The 16,750-nt window shown below is 66.3% G+C and carries 15 protein-coding genes; all 15 read right to left on the reverse strand.

Annotated elements, in window-relative coordinates; genetic code table 11:
* Positions 1 to 83 precede the first annotated feature (83 nt).
* A complete protein-coding gene (locus ASC75_RS22695; RefSeq protein ID WP_055980862.1) occupies positions 84 to 785 on the reverse strand; it encodes a tRNA (guanine(46)-N(7))-methyltransferase TrmB in 702 nt (233 codons plus the stop codon).
* Between the two features lie 16 nt (positions 786 to 801).
* The gene (gene metK, locus ASC75_RS22700) at positions 802 to 2,085 is read right to left on the reverse strand and encodes a methionine adenosyltransferase (RefSeq protein WP_055980866.1); all 1,284 of its coding nucleotides are present in this window, start codon (positions 2,083 to 2,085) and stop codon (positions 802 to 804) included.
* Between the two features lie 257 nt (positions 2,086 to 2,342).
* Complete coding sequence (locus tag ASC75_RS22705) at positions 2,343 to 2,762, reverse strand: helix-turn-helix domain-containing protein (RefSeq protein WP_055980869.1); 420 nt, start codon at positions 2,760 to 2,762, stop codon at positions 2,343 to 2,345.
* 140 nt (positions 2,763 to 2,902) lie between these two features.
* The gene (gene lnt, locus ASC75_RS22710; protein WP_055980870.1) at positions 2,903 to 4,495 is read right to left on the reverse strand and encodes an apolipoprotein N-acyltransferase; all 1,593 of its coding nucleotides are present in this window, start codon (positions 4,493 to 4,495) and stop codon (positions 2,903 to 2,905) included.
* A gap of 85 nt (positions 4,496 to 4,580) precedes the next feature.
* Positions 4,581 to 5,651, reverse strand: a complete 1,071-nt coding sequence (locus ASC75_RS22715; RefSeq protein WP_055980874.1) for a hemolysin family protein — start codon at positions 5,649 to 5,651, stop codon at positions 4,581 to 4,583.
* A 27-nt stretch (positions 5,652 to 5,678) separates the two neighbouring features.
* Positions 5,679 to 6,191 carry an rRNA maturation RNase YbeY gene (gene ybeY / locus ASC75_RS22720; RefSeq protein WP_055980877.1) on the reverse strand — a complete coding sequence of 171 codons (513 nt, stop codon included), beginning with the start codon at positions 6,189 to 6,191 and terminating at the stop codon, positions 5,679 to 5,681.
* Between the two features lie 18 nt (positions 6,192 to 6,209).
* Positions 6,210 to 7,247, reverse strand: coding sequence for a PhoH family protein (locus ASC75_RS22725; RefSeq protein ID WP_055980880.1), 1,038 nt, complete (start codon positions 7,245 to 7,247; stop codon positions 6,210 to 6,212).
* Between the two features lie 29 nt (positions 7,248 to 7,276).
* Positions 7,277 to 8,677, reverse strand: coding sequence for a tRNA (N6-isopentenyl adenosine(37)-C2)-methylthiotransferase MiaB (gene miaB, locus ASC75_RS22730; protein WP_055980884.1), 1,401 nt, complete (start codon positions 8,675 to 8,677; stop codon positions 7,277 to 7,279).
* A 48-nt stretch (positions 8,678 to 8,725) separates the two neighbouring features.
* On the reverse strand, positions 8,726 to 9,526 hold the full coding sequence (locus tag ASC75_RS22735) for a lysophospholipid acyltransferase family protein (RefSeq protein WP_055980887.1): 801 nt from the start codon (positions 9,524 to 9,526) through the stop codon (positions 8,726 to 8,728).
* Positions 9,527 to 9,558: 32 nt separating this feature from the next.
* The gene (locus tag ASC75_RS22740) at positions 9,559 to 10,047 is read right to left on the reverse strand and encodes an N-acetyltransferase (protein ID WP_055980890.1); all 489 of its coding nucleotides are present in this window, start codon (positions 10,045 to 10,047) and stop codon (positions 9,559 to 9,561) included.
* Positions 10,044 to 10,727: a tRNA (adenosine(37)-N6)-threonylcarbamoyltransferase complex dimerization subunit type 1 TsaB gene (tsaB, locus tag ASC75_RS22745; protein WP_055980892.1), complete on the reverse strand. Its 684-nt coding sequence runs from the start codon at positions 10,725 to 10,727 to the stop codon at positions 10,044 to 10,046. Before tsaB ends, ASC75_RS22740 begins: the two co-directional genes overlap by 4 nt.
* A gap of 287 nt (positions 10,728 to 11,014) precedes the next feature.
* Positions 11,015 to 13,186 (reverse strand): malate synthase G, encoded by a 2,172-nt coding sequence (locus tag ASC75_RS22750; protein WP_055980896.1) that lies wholly within the window; start codon positions 13,184 to 13,186, stop codon positions 11,015 to 11,017.
* A 150-nt stretch (positions 13,187 to 13,336) separates the two neighbouring features.
* Positions 13,337 to 15,361 (reverse strand): hydantoinase/oxoprolinase family protein, encoded by a 2,025-nt coding sequence (locus tag ASC75_RS22755; protein WP_055980898.1) that lies wholly within the window; start codon positions 15,359 to 15,361, stop codon positions 13,337 to 13,339.
* 89 nt (positions 15,362 to 15,450) lie between these two features.
* Complete coding sequence (locus tag ASC75_RS22760; protein ID WP_055980900.1) at positions 15,451 to 15,825, reverse strand: hypothetical protein; 375 nt, start codon at positions 15,823 to 15,825, stop codon at positions 15,451 to 15,453.
* 719 nt (positions 15,826 to 16,544) lie between these two features.
* Positions 16,545 to 16,727, reverse strand: coding sequence for a hypothetical protein (locus tag ASC75_RS22765; protein WP_055980903.1), 183 nt, complete (start codon positions 16,725 to 16,727; stop codon positions 16,545 to 16,547).
* Positions 16,728 to 16,750: the final 23 nt, after the last annotated feature.

Here is a 16,750-nt window from a genome sequence, read left to right on the forward strand (position 1 = left end):
AGGTGGTCGTAACGCTGACGCCCCCCTCGCCCCGTCCTTCACGGGGAGAGGGTAAGGGTGAGGGGCAATAGAGTGAGGCAACCCTAAACCCTGGCGAAAGTCAGATACGCCGGCGTCCGGTTTTCGCGGATCGCCTTGGCTTCGTAGCGGGTGCGGGTCCAGCCTTCGTAGGGCGTGTGCCAGTCGGCGGCATCGGCCGCCTGCCACTCGAAGGCAGGATGGGCGCGGCAGTGCTGCAGCGTCCAGTTGACGTAGGTGTCGATGTCGGAGGCAAAGCGGAACTTCGCGCCGCTCTTCAGCACGCGGGCGAAGCGGTCAAGGTTGACCGGGCTGACGAACCGGCGCTTCCAGTGCCGCTTCTTGCGCCACGGGTCGGGATACAGCAGGTCGATGCCGGCGAGCGACGCCTCCGGCAGCCAATCGAGCAGCTGCGTCGCGTCCTCGTCGTACAGGCGGATGTTGGCAAGCGGCTTGTCGACGAGGGCGGTGGTCATCTTGGCCATGCCGTTGACGAAGGGTTCGATGCCGATGAAGCCGTCGTCGGCATTGTTCGCCGCGATATGGCGAAGATGCTCGCCGCCGCCGAAGCCGATCTCCAGCCTGACCTTCGAGACCGGCGCCGCAAACAGCGTGCGCAGGTCCTCTGGGGCCGGGGTCTTGATGTCGATGCCCAGGCGGGCAAGCCCGCTTTCAAGCGCGAGCGCCTGATGCGGGCGGACAGGCTTGCCGCGCCGCCGCCCGAAGAAGGCTTCCGTCGTGCGGCTGCGGCGCGGTTCCTGTTCCATCTAACTTACAGTCGCCTCAGGCGGCGACTGCTTCCTTGCTGGCGACGGCGTCCTTGATCGCCTTGACCAGGTCGGTCTTCTCCCAGGAGAAGGAACCGTCGCGACCAGCCTTGCGGCCGAAATGGCCATAGGACGAGGTCTTGGCATAGATCGGCTTGTTGAGGTCGAGATGGCGACGGATGCCCGACGGCGACAGGTCCATGACCTGGCGCAGCGCGTCTTCGAGCACCGCCTCGTCAACCTTGCCGGTGCCGTGCAGGTCGACATAGACCGACAGCGGCTGGGCAACGCCGATGGCGTAGGACAGCTGGATCGTGCAGCGGTCGGCAAGCCGGGCGGCAACGACGTTCTTGGCGAGGTAGCGCGCGGCATAGGCTGCCGAACGGTCGACCTTGGTGGTGTCCTTGCCGGAGAAGGCACCGCCGCCATGCGGGGCTGCGCCGCCATAGGTGTCGACGATGATCTTGCGGCCGGTCAGGCCGGCGTCGCCGTCGGGACCGCCGATGACGAACTTGCCGGTCGGGTTGATGTACCAGTTGCAGTCATTGGCAATCTCGAGATCGCCAAGGGCTTCGCGGATGTAGGGCTCGACGACCTTGCGGACCTTGCCCGAATCCCAGCTGCCGTCGAGGTGCTGGGTCGAAAGCACGATCTGCGTGACTTCGTGGGCCTTGCCGTCCTGGTAGCGGACGGTGACCTGGCTCTTGGCGTCGGGGCCGAGCTTGCCGGCGTCGCCCTTGTTCTCGTGGCGGGCCGAAGCCAGCAGTTCGAGTATCTTGTGGCTGTAGTAGATCGGAGCCGGCATCAGGTCCGGCGTCTCGCGGCAGGCATAACCGAACATGATGCCCTGGTCGCCCGCGCCTTCTTCGCCCTGGCGGTCGGCGGCGTTGTCGACGCCCTGGCCGATGTCGGGCGACTGGCCGTGCAGCAGCACGTCGATCTTGGCGGTCTTCCAGTGGAAGCCGGCCTGCTCGTAGCCGATCGCGCGGATGGCCTTGCGGGCCACCGACTTGAACTTCGACGGATTGACGACCGGATGACCGGCGGCGTCCTTCACGATCTGGCCGTTCTTGTCCTTCTTCAGCAGCGTGTCGGGCACGCGAACTTCGCCGGCGATCACGACGCGGTTGGTGGTTGCCAGCGTTTCACAGGCAACGCGGACCTTCCACGGATCCATGCCGGTCTTCTTGGCCTCACGGTAGACGAGATCGACGATCTCATCGGAAATACGGTCGCACACCTTGTCGGGGTGACCTTCGGATACGGATTCGGATGTGAAAAGATAATTCTGCCGCGACACGGGATGTCCCCTCTTGGAAAGCGATCGGCGCTATGCCGATCAGTTTGGCGCGTCACGTGTTAGCGAAGCCTGCCGGAACTCGTCAAGCAGGCTTTCGTCGCGGAAGGCTGGTTATTGCAAGGGCGTGGCGACGGCGCACCGCCGCCGCTCTCGCGCATCGTTCGAGAATCGGAACCGATTTCCGGACGCACGATGCGCAGTTCAGGCATCTGGAGCGCCCTTTGTGCGCCCTAGCGGACGCGCGACGCTCCCCGGCATCACTGCTCTTCGTCGTCGGCCAGCACCTTCGCCAGTTCGATGACCTTGCGCCGCACCTTGGGGTTCGAGATCCGGGCAAAAGCGCGATTGAGCTGCAGGCCTTCGGCGCTCGAAAGAAAATCGACCACGAAGCTGGTGGAAGAGTCCTCGGCAAGCCCCTTGTGCTCGCCGCCATCGGCACCTGGAGCGTCTTCGAAGAAGAACGCGACCGGCACACTGAGGATCGAAGCGATGGCCTGAAGGCGACTCGCTCCAACGCGATTGGTTCCCTTTTCGTACTTTTGAATCTGCTGGAATGTAATTCCGAGACTTTCTCCGAGCTTCTCTTGGCTCATTCCCAGCATGTTGCGTCGCAGGCGAATTCGTCCGCCGACGTATACGTCGGTCGGGTTCGGTTTTTTCTTGTTCTCTTTTTCCACTGTCTTTCCTCGCCGGATTTTTCCAGCTTATTATTTGGGCAGATAGCCCCTTCAGGGCAATTTATAGCGTCCTGATATGAACGCCGATTGGCACAGCCTGAAGCCGCGCGGTGGCATATGAGTTTCTAACAATAGCAGTGTCAATTCGCCCTGAGCCTCTGTCTGAGCTTCAAGCCACTTGCCGCAACGGCAATAAGGAACATGATCAGGAAACCGTTAACGCGCGAAAACGGCGGCGAGGCAGCGCCGGAGGCGGCCACCGGAAGCGAGACATCGATGGTGCCGCGAACATTCATCGCAAGTGCATCCACAACTCGCCCGCTCGGGTCGACAATGCCGGAAATTCCTGTGTTGGCCGCGCGCAGGACCGGCAACCCGTTTTCGACCGCGCGGACCTGCGACTGCCGGAAATGCTGATAAGGACCCGGAGTGTCGCCAAACCACGCGTCGTTGGTGACATTCACCATAATCTGAGTTGACGCCGCGTCAACTGCAACGAGTGCGGGAAAGATTATTTCATAACAGATGAAGGCTGAGGCCTTGATCCCGCCCGGCAATGTGAACGGCCTCCGGTCCGTGCCGGCGACAAAATTCATCGGGCCGGCGACCAGCTGCGTCAGGCCGACACGCTCCATCAGCCCGGCGAAGGGGATGTATTCGCCGAACGGGACCAGATGGACCTTGTCGACCGCGTCGACGATCTCGCCCTTGTCGTTGATGCTGACGACGGAGTTGTAGTAGCGCGGGGCCTCGCCGCCGCCCGACTGGCCCTCGTCGCGGACGATGCCGGCCATCAGCATCTGGCCCTCGGACAGCATCTCGCCGATCGCGACCAGCGCATCCGGCCGCTCGGTGAACAGGAACGGCACCGACGTTTCGGGCCAGATGATCAAGTCCGGCTTCGGCGCACCCGGCTTCGGCGCTTCGGCCGACTGCTGCAGCATGCCGGCAAAGATGCGGTCGCGGACACGCCCGTCCCATTTCTCGCTGAGATCGATGTTCGGCTGGACGATGCGGACGTTGATCGTTCGTTCCGGCTTCGCTGCGGGCGCTGCCAGCCTGAGATAGCCATAGGCGGCGTGGGCGGCGACGAGCATCACGGCCAGCGCGGCACCGATCTTGAGATTACGCCGGTCGGCCAGCAGCGCCGGCATGGCGAAGACGAAGACCGCCAGCACGTTCATGCCGACGACACCGACGATGGCGACGCTCTGCATCAGCAGCGGCACCGGCATTGCGGCAAAACCGAGCGGGTTCCAGGGAAAGCCGGTGAACAGGAAGGTGCGCAGCCATTCGCTCAGGCCGAAGGCGAAGGCCAGTGCGGCAATGCGGCCGATGCCGTCGCTCCACAGCAGCCGCGCCAAGGCGGCTGCGAAACCGTGGAAGAAGGCGAGGATCAGCGGAATGCCGACGACCGCCAGGGGCAGCGCCCAGGCAAAACTGTCGGCCTCGACCAGCAGCGCGCCACCGACCCACCACAGCCCCGCCAGGAAATAGCCGAAGCCGAACCACCAGCCGGTCGCGAAAGCCGGTTTGAGCCGCCGCAGGATGCCCGCCGGCCTGTCGGCGACGGCGCCGTCGATGAGCCAGACCAGGATCGGGAAGGAAACGAAGCAGGCGGCGAAGAAATCGTAGGGCGCCTGGCCCAGAACTGCCAGGGCGCCGGCCAGGAAGGCCATCAGCGCCCTTTTCCATCCCCACAGCAGAATTATCCGCCCAGCAAGGCGCGCCATCCTGTCCCCTCGTCCAAGAATCACGGATCGAAGGTGTAGCAGCACCGCGTGGCGGCACCAAATGGCGGGCCGCCGAACGTCAGGCTCACGCCTGTTCCGCCTTGGCGCGGCGGCGGCGCTCGCTCTTGACGCTGTGGACGATGCGGACCCGCTTGACGCGGCGCGGGTCGGCGTCGAGCACGTGGAACTCGAAGCCCGGGATCGCCTGCACCACCTCGCCGCGGGCCGGCACGCGGCCGAGCGCGTTGAAGATCATGCCGCCGATGGTGTCGACATACTCGCTGTGCTCGCCGGCCGAGAACTCCTCGCCGAGAACCTTGGCGACCTCCTCGATCTCGGCCTTGCCGTCGACGACGTAGACGCCATCGCCGGCCTGGGTGATCATCGGCTCGTCGTCGTCATGCTCGTCCTCGATGTCGCCGACGACCATCTCGACGATGTCTTCGAGCGAGACCAGCCCGTCGGTGCCGCCATATTCGTCGATGACCAGCGCCATCTGGGTGCGCGTCGCCTGCATGCGGGTCATCAGGTCCGAGGCAAGCATCGACGGCGGCACGAACAGCACGGTGCGGACGAGATTGAGATCGCCGATGCTGCGCTTGAGGTCCACCTGGGCAAGGTCGAGCTGAGCGTCCGCGGCCTGCGCCTTGCGCGACCGGCCCTTCTTGACGCGGGCGCCGCGGGTGATGTGGGCCAGCACGTCGCGGATGTGGACCATGCCGCGCGGATCGTCGAGGGTCTCGACATAGACGGGCATGCGCGAGTGGCCGGACTGCTCGAAAACCGAGAGCAATTCGCCGAGCGTGGTGGACAGCTCGATCGCCTCGATGTCGGCACGGGGCACCATGACGTCCTCGACCCGCACTTCGCGCAGGCGGAGGATGTTGTTGAGCATGGCACGCTCGCCGGGCGAAAACGAATCGGCGTCGCTGCCCGTTTCGGCCAGCGCGTCGACGATTTCCTCACGGATATTGGTGCCGTTGCTGCGGTGCCGGAAAAGCCTGGTCAGCCGCTCGATGAAGGATGGCCGCTCGGCCTGCGTGTCGTGCGTCGTTGCTAACGGCGCACTGGTACTAGGTCCGTCCTCGGTCTGGTCGGAGGCCCTTGCCGCGGTTCCCGGTTCGGGCGTGGCGGCAGTCTCTATTTTGTCGTTCATCTTCTTCCGGTCGATTGCTCGTCCCTGTTACGCGTAGGGATCGGGAATGGCAAGCCTCGCCAGCGCCCGGCGTTCCAGCGCTTCCATCTCCTCGGCCTCCTCGTCGGTCTCGTGATCATACCCCAAAAGATGCAGGAGTCCGTGGATTATGAGGTGGGTGATATGGTTTTCGAGCGGCTTGCCTTCAAGCTCGGCCTCGCGCGCCACCGTCTCCCAGGCCAACACGATGTCGCCGAGCATCGGCGGCAGCGGATCGCCGGGCGCCACCGGAAAGGCCGGAAACGACAGCACGTTGGTCGGCTTGTCCTTGTCGCGCCATTCAGCGTTGAGCTTGCGGATCGCCGCGTCGTCGGTGAAGACGAGGCTCAGTTCGACGCCTTCGGCGGCTTCAACCCCGGCTTCCTGGAAAGCCGCAGGCACGGCGCGGTCGACCAAGGCCCGAAGTGCGGCCTCGCTCGGCCAGGCGCCCTCCTCGACCATCAGGTCGATGTCGAGACCGCCCACAGCGCCTGTGGGCGGCGGTAAATCCTTGTCAGGCATTGCCAAATTCGTTCCCGGTCAACCCTCGGTGCCAAGGCCGCGCGCGACCTTGCCGTCACGGTCGTAGGCCCTGACGATCTCGGCGACGAGCGGATGGCGGACCACGTCGGTGTCGTTGAAGCGCACCGTCACCGCACCCGGCACGCCGTCGAGGATGCGCAGCGCCTCGACCAGGCCCGACTTGGTGTTGGGCGGCAGGTCGATCTGGGTCGGATCGCCGGTGATGATCATGCGCGAGCCCTCGCCGAGACGCGTCAGGAACATCTTCATCTGCATCGAGGTGGTGTTCTGCGCCTCGTCGAGGATGACGGCCGAATGAGCCAGCGTGCGGCCGCGCATGAAGGCAAGCGGCGCGATCTCGATGACCTCGGCGGCAATGGCGCGCTCGACCTTGTCGGCCGGCATCATGTCGTAGAGGGCGTCGTAGAGCGGGCGGAGATAGGGATCGACCTTCTCCTTCATGTCGCCGGGCAGGAAGCCAAGGCGTTCGCCCGCCTCGACCGCCGGCCGCGACAGGATGATGCGCTCGACCATGCCGCGCTCGAGCAGCATGGCGGCGTGCGCCACCGCGAGATAGGTCTTGCCGGTGCCGGCCGGGCCGATGCCGAACACCAGTTCGGCGCGCTCCAGCGCCCGCATGTAGGCGTCCTGGTTGAGCGAGCGGGCATAGATGGTGCGCTTGCGCGTTGAGATCTGGGCGGCGGCCATCTTGCCCTTGCGCTCCAGCGTCGGCAGCGTCAGCTGGTCGTCGGGGGCGACCGCCATGCGGACGGCGCCGTCTACGTCGGACTGGGCCAATTCGCCGCCTTTCTGCAGGATGGCATAGAGATGATCGAGCGCCCGGCGTGCCTGCTCGGCGGCGGTGGCGCTGCCCTTGATGGTCAGCTGGTTGCCGCGCGAACGGATGTCGACGCCGAGTTTCTGTTCGAGACGGGCCAGGTTCTCGTCGAACTGGCCGTAAAGCGCACTGGCTAGCTTGTTGTTGTCGAAGGTCAGTACGATGTGCGCCATGTCAGACGCCCCGGAGGGCAGGTTCTTGAGTTCAGCAGCGCTCAACCGTCTCTCCTCATCTGCCGTACGGCCGATCAGACCGCTTCGGCGAACAGGCTGTTGGTACCTGTCTTCGTGATTCGCACATCAACAATGTCACCGATTTCGCCGGCCTTTTCATCAACAATAACCGGTTGTAACCAGGGTGATCGTCCGACGATCTGACCGGCCTGGCGACCTGGCTTCTCGATCAGCGTCGAGATGGTCTGCCCGACCAGCCCGTCGGCGAAGGCATGCTGCTGCTGGGTGATCAGCCGCTGCAGCCGCTGCAGGCGCTCGTCCTTGACCTTTTCCTCGACATGGCCGCCCATATCGGCGCCCGGCGTGCCGGGACGCGGCGAATATTTGAACGTATAGGCCGAGGCGTAATTGGTGGCTCGCACGATCTCCATCGTAGCCTCGAAATCGGCATCCGTCTCGCCCGGAAATCCGACGATGAAATCGCCCGACATGGCGATGTCGGGACGGGCAGTGCGGATGCGCTCGACCAGCCTGAGATAGTCCGCTGCCGTGTGCCTGCGGTTCATCGCCTTGAGGATGCGGTCCGAGCCCGACTGCACCGGCAGGTGCAGGTAGGGCATGAGGGCCGCAAGGTCGCGATGGGCGGCGATCAGTTCGTCATCCATGTCGCGCGGATGGCTGGTGGTGTAGCGCAGCCGGGCAATGCCGGGAACCTCGGCAAGGCGGTACAGCAGGCGGCCCAGGCCCCATTCCGTGCCGTCGGCGCCCTCGCCATGCCAGGCGTTGACGTTCTGGCCGAGCAAGGTGACCTCGCGCACGCCGGCCTCGGCCAGCCTTTCGGCCTCGGTGACGATCTGGGCGACCGAACGCGATACTTCCGAGCCTCTGGTATAGGGCACCACGCAGAAGGTGCAGAACTTGTCGCAGCCTTCCTGCACCGTCAGGAAGGCGGTGACGCCGCGCCTGGCGACTTCGGCCTTCCTCGGCTGCGGCAGGTGCTCGAACTTGTCTTCGAGCGAATATTCGGTCTCGACCACCTTCTGGCCGCCGCGCGCCTTCCTCACCACCTCGGGCAGGCGGTGATAGGTCTGCGGTCCGACGACAAGGTCGACCGCCGAAGCGCGGCGCAGGATCTCGCGGCCCTCGGCCTGGGCAACGCAGCCGGTGACGCCGACGATCATCTCGCGCCCGGCCTCGGCCCGCTCCGCCTTGAGCTGGCGCAGCCGGCCAAGCTCGGAATAAACCTTCTCGGCAGCCTTCTCCCTGATATGGCAGGTGTTGAGCAGCACTAGGTCGGCGTCCTCGATGGTTTCGGTCGCCGAATAGCCATCCGCTGCGAGCGCATCGTTCATGCGCTGCGAGTCGTAGACATTCATCTGGCAGCCATAGGTCTTGATGAAGACCTTGCGGTCGGCGCCGGCCGTTGCGGCGGCAGAGGCCGCCGGCATGATTTCGGAGATATCGTCGAGTTCCATGCGGCGCCTATTAGCGCCTTTCCACGGCAAAAAACAGACGCCTTGCGCCTACCGCGCCGGATGCGGCTCGGCCAGCGACTGCAGCATCATCGTGCGCACCCGCTCCTCCATCAGCCGCGTCGCTTCCTTGCGGCTCGATTTGGCCGAGAAGTCGATCGGCTCGCCGAAACGGATCTCGACGTCGAGCCCGCCTTCGGCGAGCAGCTGGCCGACATGCGGCACCAGGTCCATCTCGCCGATCCAGCTGGCGATCGGCCGGTGCTGGCGGCCCATCGGCAGGCCATGGATGCGGGTATAGGCAATCGACACCGGCTGGATGACGACATGCTCGGCAGCCCCCTCGGCGATTGCCATCGAGGCCGCGCCGAACAGCGTGCTCTTGAACGGCAGAAGCAGGTTGCCGTCGCCGGTGCTGCCTTCGGCGAACAGCACCATGGCGTTGCCGGCGGCAAGGCGCCGGGCGATCTCGCTCGCCTGGTCGCCCGACTTGCGCTTGCGCTCGCGCTCGATGAACACGGTGCGCTGCAGCCGCGACAGGAAACCGAAGACCGGCCAACCGTTCAATTCCGACTTGGCGATGAAGGTGACGTCGACCAGCGAGCCGAGCGCCATGATGTCGGTCCACGAAACATGGTTGGACGCGATCATCAGCGGTCGGGTTTCGACCATCTTGCCGACGATGCGGACGCGCATGCCGAGCGCCCGCAGCATGGCGCGATGCCAGATCTTGAGGATGAACGTTTCCGGCCACAGGCCGGTCTTCATCGAGATGACCTGGAGCGGCACCAGCACCAGCGAGGCCGCCAGCATCCAGAAGAGCGCAAGCCCCGTGCGGATCTTTCCGATCATGTAGCCCTCAACGCCCCCGAACGGGCCTCTGGCTAGCGAAGATCGAGCCGCATGACAAGCGCGCCGGTGGCGCCCTGCGCCGACTGGTAGTAGTTCGGGCGCTTGCCGACCTCGTGGAAGCCGAACTTGCGGTAGAGGCCGATCGCCGGCGCGTTGGTCTCGTCGACCTCGAGGAACAGCGCTTCGGCGCGCTGGGCGTGCAGTTCGCGCAGCACCGCATCCATCAGCCGCCAGCCGAGACCATGGCGGCGATGGCTGCGCGAAACCGCGATGGTCAGGATCTCCGCCTCGCCCGCCGCCAGCCTTGCCAGCACGAACCCCGCCGGCGCCTCGGCGCCGTGGCCGATCTGGCGCACGGCAAAGCCGAACACCGTATCCTGTTCGAGCAGTGCGGCGAACTCTTCGGCCGACCAGGGACGCACGAAGTCCTCGTGGTGCAGCGGAGCGATGGCAGCGCTGTCACCGATGGTCAGGAGTTCGAGCGCGTAGTCGCGCTTCAGCGGCCAGAACGGCAGTTTCATTTCTGTTCCCTCGGCAGCACGAAGCCGGCCTGCGGCTTGGCGTCCGGCGCTCTCAGGTAGACGGGTTTCGGCCGCTCGCCCGATTCCTTGGCGGCGGCAAGGCGGGCATAGGTGCCGATGTCCGACGTCGCCAGTTCCGGACCTAAGGCGAAGATGCGGTCGACCTTCGCCGCATCGGCGATCTTCCGCGCGGCGGTGCCCGCCAAGGCCACGTCGCCGGACATGGCGATTTCGATTGCCTCGGCCAGGGTCAGGACCGCCGGTTCGCGCAGCACGGCACCTTGCTCGTCATACAAGGCGGCGTGGATTTCCTCGCGGCCGGCATCGAGCGCGGCGAGAACGTTCCTCGGGCCGATCGCATCGCGCGTCTCGCGGGCCAGCGCCTCCAGCGTGGTGACACCGACGGCCGGGATCTTCAACGCCAGCGAGAACCCCCGCGCGGCCGACACCGCCACGCGCACGCCGGTGAACGAGCCCGGCCCGGTGGAAACGGCGATACGTCCAAGATCGGCATAAGCCTTGTCGGCCTGCGCCAGCGCCTCGTCGATGACGGCCATCAGGTGCTCGGCATGGCCCTTGCCGAGATAGCGCACGGACCGGCCAAGCTCGCGGCCTGCATCTGTGTCGTAGACGCTGGCGGCGCAGAGGCTTGCGGCACAGTCGATGGCGAGCAGGATCATGGTATTGGCCGCCGCCTTGAGTTGCTAATTGGGCGCTCCTTCGCACCCCCCTCTGCCCTGCCGGGCATCTCCCCCTCAAGGGGGGAGATCAGTCTCGCAACCCGCGGCGCCCATTCTGCAACGTCGCAAGGATAGTCCCTGCGATTTTGACGATTGGCCGCAGCGGCGATGACGGCGTGATCTCCCCCCTTGCGGGGGAGATGCCCGGCAGGGCAGAGGGGGGTGCGAAGGGACGCGTTCATGCGACGTAAATTACCACGGACTGCTTAGCATTCCGTTGGCAATGCTCAGCCTCTTTCCCTCGCCTTGAGCTCCAGCCTTCTCTTGTGGAGGACCGGTTCGGTGTAGCCGTTGGGCTGGGCGCGGCCTTCGAAGACGAGGTCGCAGGCGGCGCGGAAGGCGGTCGACTGGTCGAACTCGGGGGCCATCGGCCTGTAGAGCGGGTCGCCGACATTCTGGCGGTCGACGATGGCCGCCATGCGCTGCAGCGAATCCATCACCTGGATGTGCGAGCAGACGTCGTGGCGCAGCCAGTTGGCGATGTGCTGCGAGGAGATGCGCAAGGTGGCGCGGTCTTCCATCAGCCCGACGTCGTTGATGTCGGGAACCTTGGAGCAGCCGACGCCCTGGTCGATCCAGCGCACGACGTAGCCCAAAATGCCCTGCGCGTTGTTGTCGAGCTCGCGCTGGATCTCGTCCGGTGTCCAGTTGGGACGGACGACCACCGGCACCGACAGGATGTCGTCGAGACGCGCCTTGGGGCGGGACTTCAGCTCGGCCTGAACGGCGTGCACGTCGACCTTGTGGTAGTGGGTGGCATGCAGCGTCGCTGCCGTCGGCGACGGCACCCAGGCGGTGTTGGCTCCGGCGCGTGGGTGGGCGATCTTCTGCTCCAGCATCGCCGCCATCAGATCCGGCATCGCCCACATGCCCTTGCCGATCTGGGCATGGCCCGACAGGCCGCATTCGAGGCCGGTGTCGACGTTCCAGGCCTCGTAGGCATTGATCCACGGCGCCTGCTTCATGTCGCCCTTGCGCACCATCGGGCCTGCTTCCATCGACGAATGGATCTCGTCGCCGGTGCGGTCGAGGAAGCCGGTGTTGATGAACACCACGCGTTCCTTGGCAGCGCGGATGCACTCCTTGAGGTTGACGGTGGTACGCCGCTCCTCGTCCATGATGCCCATCTTGATGGTCTTGCGCGGCATGCCGACGAGGCGCTCGACGCGGTCGAAGATCTCGACGGCGAAGGCGACCTCCTCGGGGCCGTGCATCTTCGGCTTGACGACATACATCGAGCCTTTTCGCGAGTTGGCTTTGCGGCCGTTGGCGCCGACGTCGTGCAGGGCGATCAGCGCGGTAATCGCCGCATCCATGATGCCCTCCGGCACCTCGTGGCCGTCGCGGTCATGGATCGCGGGGTTGGTCATCAGGTGGCCGACATTGCGCACCAGCATCAGCGAGCGGCCGGGCAGCGAGACAGCGCCGCCATCCGGGCCGGTGTAGCTGCGGTCGCCATTCAGCCTGCGCGTCACAGGCTTGCCGCCCTTGTCGAAGGTTTCCGACAGGTCGCCCTTCATCAGGCCGAGCCAGTTGCGGTAGACCACGACCTTGTCTTCGGCATCGACCGCGGCGACCGAATCCTCGCAATCCTGGATGGTGGTGAGCGCGGACTCGAGGATCATGTCGGAGATGCCGGCCGGATCGGTCTTGCCGATCGCACTGTCGCGGTCGACCACAACCTCGACATGCAGGCCGTTCCTCACCAGCACCACGGCATCGGGATTCTTCTCAACGCCACGATAGCCCGCAAACTGCCTGGCATCGCGCAGCGCAACCGTGCCCGACGCGGTCGCAAGCTTCAGCGCGCCGCCTTCGACCGAAAGCCCGGTCACATCGCTCCAGCTGCCCTGTGCCAGCGGTGCGGACTCGTCCAGGAACGCCTTGGCCCAGGCGATGACCTTTTGGCCGCGCTTGGGGTTGTAGCCCCTGCCCTTCTCGGCGCCGTCGGCATCGGAAATCGCGTCGGTGCCGTAGAGCGCGTCGTAGAGCGAGCCCCAGCGCGCGTTCGCCGCGTTGAGCGCATACCGCGCGTTCATCACCGGCACCACCAGCTGCGGCCCGGCGACGGTGGCGATCTCGGGATCGACATTGTCGGTGGTCACTGAAAACGCCGGGCCTTCCGGGACCAAATAACCGATCTCGCTCAGAAACGCCTTATAGGCGGCCATGTCGTGCGGCGCGCCGTGCTTGCGGTACCAGGCGTCGAGCTTCAACTGGAAGTCGTCGCGCTTTTCCAGGAGCGCCCGGTTCTTCGGCCCGAGATCGTGCACGATTTCGGCAAAACCCTCCCAGAACGCATCCGCCGAAACACCCGTGCCCACCAGCGCCTCCGACACCACGAAGTCGTGCAACTCACGCGATATCGATAGGCCAAAGAGTTCGACGGTGTCGGTCATATCTTGCGCTCCAGAATTCCGGCGCCGCAGGGGCGTTCAAAACAAGGTTTTCGGGCGTTTGGCATGCAAAGCCCGCAGGGTCAATTCGTCCAATGTTGCAAGGCAGCATAGATTTGCCGCCCGGCGCGCCGCCGCAAATCGATTTAGCCGTCAAACCGCGATCCTGGGCCTTCCCGCGGCAATCGCCAGCACATGCGCCTCGATGAACATGCGCTGGCCCTCGACCGTCGAGACCTTGAAGTCGGCCGTCACCTCGATCTCGGCGGCATCGGTGCCGGCATCGCGCGCCTTGGCGGCGACGATGGCGCGCACCTCCCCCTCGGCCAGCGCCATTGCCGCGTCCTCGTCGACGAAGTCGCGCACGAGCTCGCCGACCGCCACCCTAAACAGCCCCTCCTTGGGCTGGCTGACGCGGGCCTCGGCGGTGACGCGGACCTGGCCGACAACCGCACCCAGCGCATTGGCGACGTCGGTGTCCTCGGGCACCACGCATTCGTTGCCGACCAGCGGCGGCAGGCCGGCATAATGCAGCGGGGCGGAAGCGCCGAGGCCGATCACCGGCCGGTCGAGCGCGACCGCGAAACGCGCGATGCCGGGATGGGAATCGACCGCGCGCTGCACCAGCGCATGTGCAACGGTCGCGGCACCATCGAGCCCGTCCTCGGCGAAGGCGGTCTCGAGGATGACCTCCGCCGACAGGCGGGTGAGCGTCGCCAGCACGCGCTCGGACAGCGCTTCCGGGCTCGCCGCGATCGGCTGGCCACGGCCGTCGCGCTTGCGGGCGAACAGCTCGGCGCCGAGGCGTGCGGCGGCCTCGTCCCAGTTCGCCTGGCGGCCGAGCACATGGGCGGCATCCGAGGGCGTGAAGCCGACGACATGGACCAGCCCGCGCGACACCAGCCGGTTGAGCGTGGCGTTCTGGGCATTGGAGGTGAGCAGGCGGTCGACCGGCAGCGGCACGGTGCCTATCTGGTCGTAGAGCCTGGCCTCGGGCGCGGTCAGGCCGGCGGCCAGGCGTTCCGGCACACCGGTGCGGACGGCGAAGCGGCCGTCGAGGCGTCCGGGATTGGGGGCGCGCAGCTGGCGCTCCAGCTCCGCCGTCACCGCCTCGCCATGGACCATGCCGGCGAGCGCCAGCGGCACGACGCGGCGCGGGCCGAGCGACATTCTGGGCTTCAGCCCGCCCTCTTCCAGCGCCACCTCGGAATCGCCGCCGAGGCCGAAGGTGCGCATGGCGACCGCCTCGACCATGGTGCGGAAGCCGCCGACGGTTGCGCCCTCGGGATCGAGCCGCGGGCGGCCATGGTCGAGCACGGCGACGTCGGTGGTGGTGCCGCCGATGTCGGAGACCACCGCATTGTCGAGCCCGGTCATGTGGCGGGCGCCGACGAGGCTGGCGGCGGGGCCGGACAGGATGGTCTCGATCGGGCGCTGGCGGGCGAATTCGGCCGAGACCAGCGCGCCGTCGCCGCGCACGACCATCAGCGGGGCATCGATGTTGCGCTTTTCGAGGAAGCCTTCTGTCGCGGCGACGAGGCGGTCGATCATCGAGATCAGGCGGGCGTTGAGCAAGGTGGTCAGCGCCCGGCGCGGGCCGCCGAGCTTGGCCGACAGCTCGTGGCTGGCGGTGACGGGCAGACCGGTTTTTTGCCGGATCAGGTCGCGCGCGGCGATCTCGTGGGCCGGATTGCGGGTGGCGAAATAGGCGCAGACGGCAAAGCCCGAGACGGATTTTTCGAGCTCGGGCAAGGCCGCCTCGAGCGGCGCGAGGTCGAGGGGCCGGGCATTGCCGTGGACGTCGTGGCCGCCCTCGCACAGCACCAGCGGGTCGGAGCCGAGCGCGGTCCTGAGCCCGTCGCGGCCAAGGTCGGCCTCGGAAAAGCCGATCATGACGAGCGCGACACGCCCGCCCTGGCCCTCGACAAGCGCGTTGGTGGCGAGCGTGGTCGACATCGACACCAGCTTGATGGCGGCGGGGTTGACGCCCGCCCGGTCGAGCACCGCGTCGACCGCGCCCGAAATGCCCTCGGCAAGGTCGTGGCGGGTGGTCAGCGACTTGGCCTTGGCCAGCACCGTGCCCTGCGGCGAATGCGCCTCCGACCACAGCACGGCGTCGGTGTAGGTGCCGCCGGTGTCGATGCCGAGGAAAAGCGGGGCGTGGTGGCTGGCGTGCATGCGCTGGTGTTCCGGAGTTCCTAATCTCCGTCCCGCTTAGCCGATATGCCGGCCAAAGGAAAATTGGCCAGCCGCCCGAAACGACGGGGTCAGCCATCGCCCCGCGCCTCGAGGCCGGCGACCATGCGGTCGGTTTCGGCGCGGATCTCGGCGCGCAGCTCCTCGACAAGGTCGGCATCGAGCGGCACGCAGGGCGGGATGAACGGCCTGAAGGGGAACGACCAGTCGTCCTCGGCGCGGCGGCCGGTGCAGCGGCCCAAGCGCCGGCAGCCGCGCAACGGGCAGGTGCGGACAAAACCGCGATGGGCGGCGAGCAGTTGGAACAGGCCGAGATAGATGCCCTTGGCCTCGGCATGCTCCCGCTGGTCGCGCAGCACGCAGGCCCATTGCGCGTCGGTTTCCGCGCGGCGCGGGAAATTTCTCGGCTCGAAGGTGGGGTGCCAGGATTTTGGTTGGTCGCTCATGGGGGCTCCTTGGGGTGGGGGTTTCCTTCTCCTACAGAGGGAGAAGGCAAGTGCCGGCCTTGCCACGCCCCGTTTCCGGTCTGGCCATTGAGAGGTGGGAAGACGGGCGGTCGCGGGGCCGCTCGGGTTGATAGAGGCGCGGTCTCGCGACCGCCCGTCCGGCGATTTCTGATCCCGTCCGTTCCGCTTCCGGGGCGCGGGCATTTTCGCCTGTGCCCCCACTAGCGCATCGTCCAGCGCACCCGGGCCGTAGTGCCCGGAGGGGAACCCTTGGACGGAACCTCCCCGGGCGGCGGGCTACGCTGGCCCATCGCCGGAGGCGCCGGCCCCTGCCCACGCAATCACCGTCATGACCGGTGTTCCCATGGCAGGGACGGGATGGAGTCTACGCGAGGTTTTCGGGTGGTGGAGAAAGGGGGCGTGGGTGTTCACGGGGGGTGGAGCCCGCAAATGGCCCACGCCGAGATCCTTCGCACCCCCCTCTGGCCTGCCGGCCATCTCCCCCACAAGGAGGGAGATTAATCTCGTCGCCCGCGGCGCCAACCTGCCAGGCGACAAGAATTTCCTTGCGCGGTCAGCGGCTTGGCGGAGACGCGATGACAGCCTGATCTCCCCCCTTGCGGGGGAGATGCCCCCGGCAGGGCAGAGGGGGGTGCGAAGGATCACGGCATCCCAGAAAATCGAAAATTCTTCAAACCCGTGGAGAACTTCTCCCTCGCTCAGCCCTGCGAAATCTGCTCGTCCTGCTCGACGGTGAGCGGTTTCACCCCTGCCGGCAGCGGTTCGACGGCGGGTTGTACGACCACCGGCCGGGGCGCGGCCACCGGCGCGGGGGGCACGGGCGCGCGGGCAGCGCAGGCGGGCAGGATGGCCAGGGCAAGGAGGACGGCGAACGATTTCATGGCGCGGCGTTAGGCGGAAGGTG

The organism is Aminobacter sp. DSM 101952, assembly GCF_001424795.1.
Classification (GTDB): domain Bacteria; phylum Pseudomonadota; class Alphaproteobacteria; order Rhizobiales; family Rhizobiaceae; genus Aminobacter; species Aminobacter aganoensis.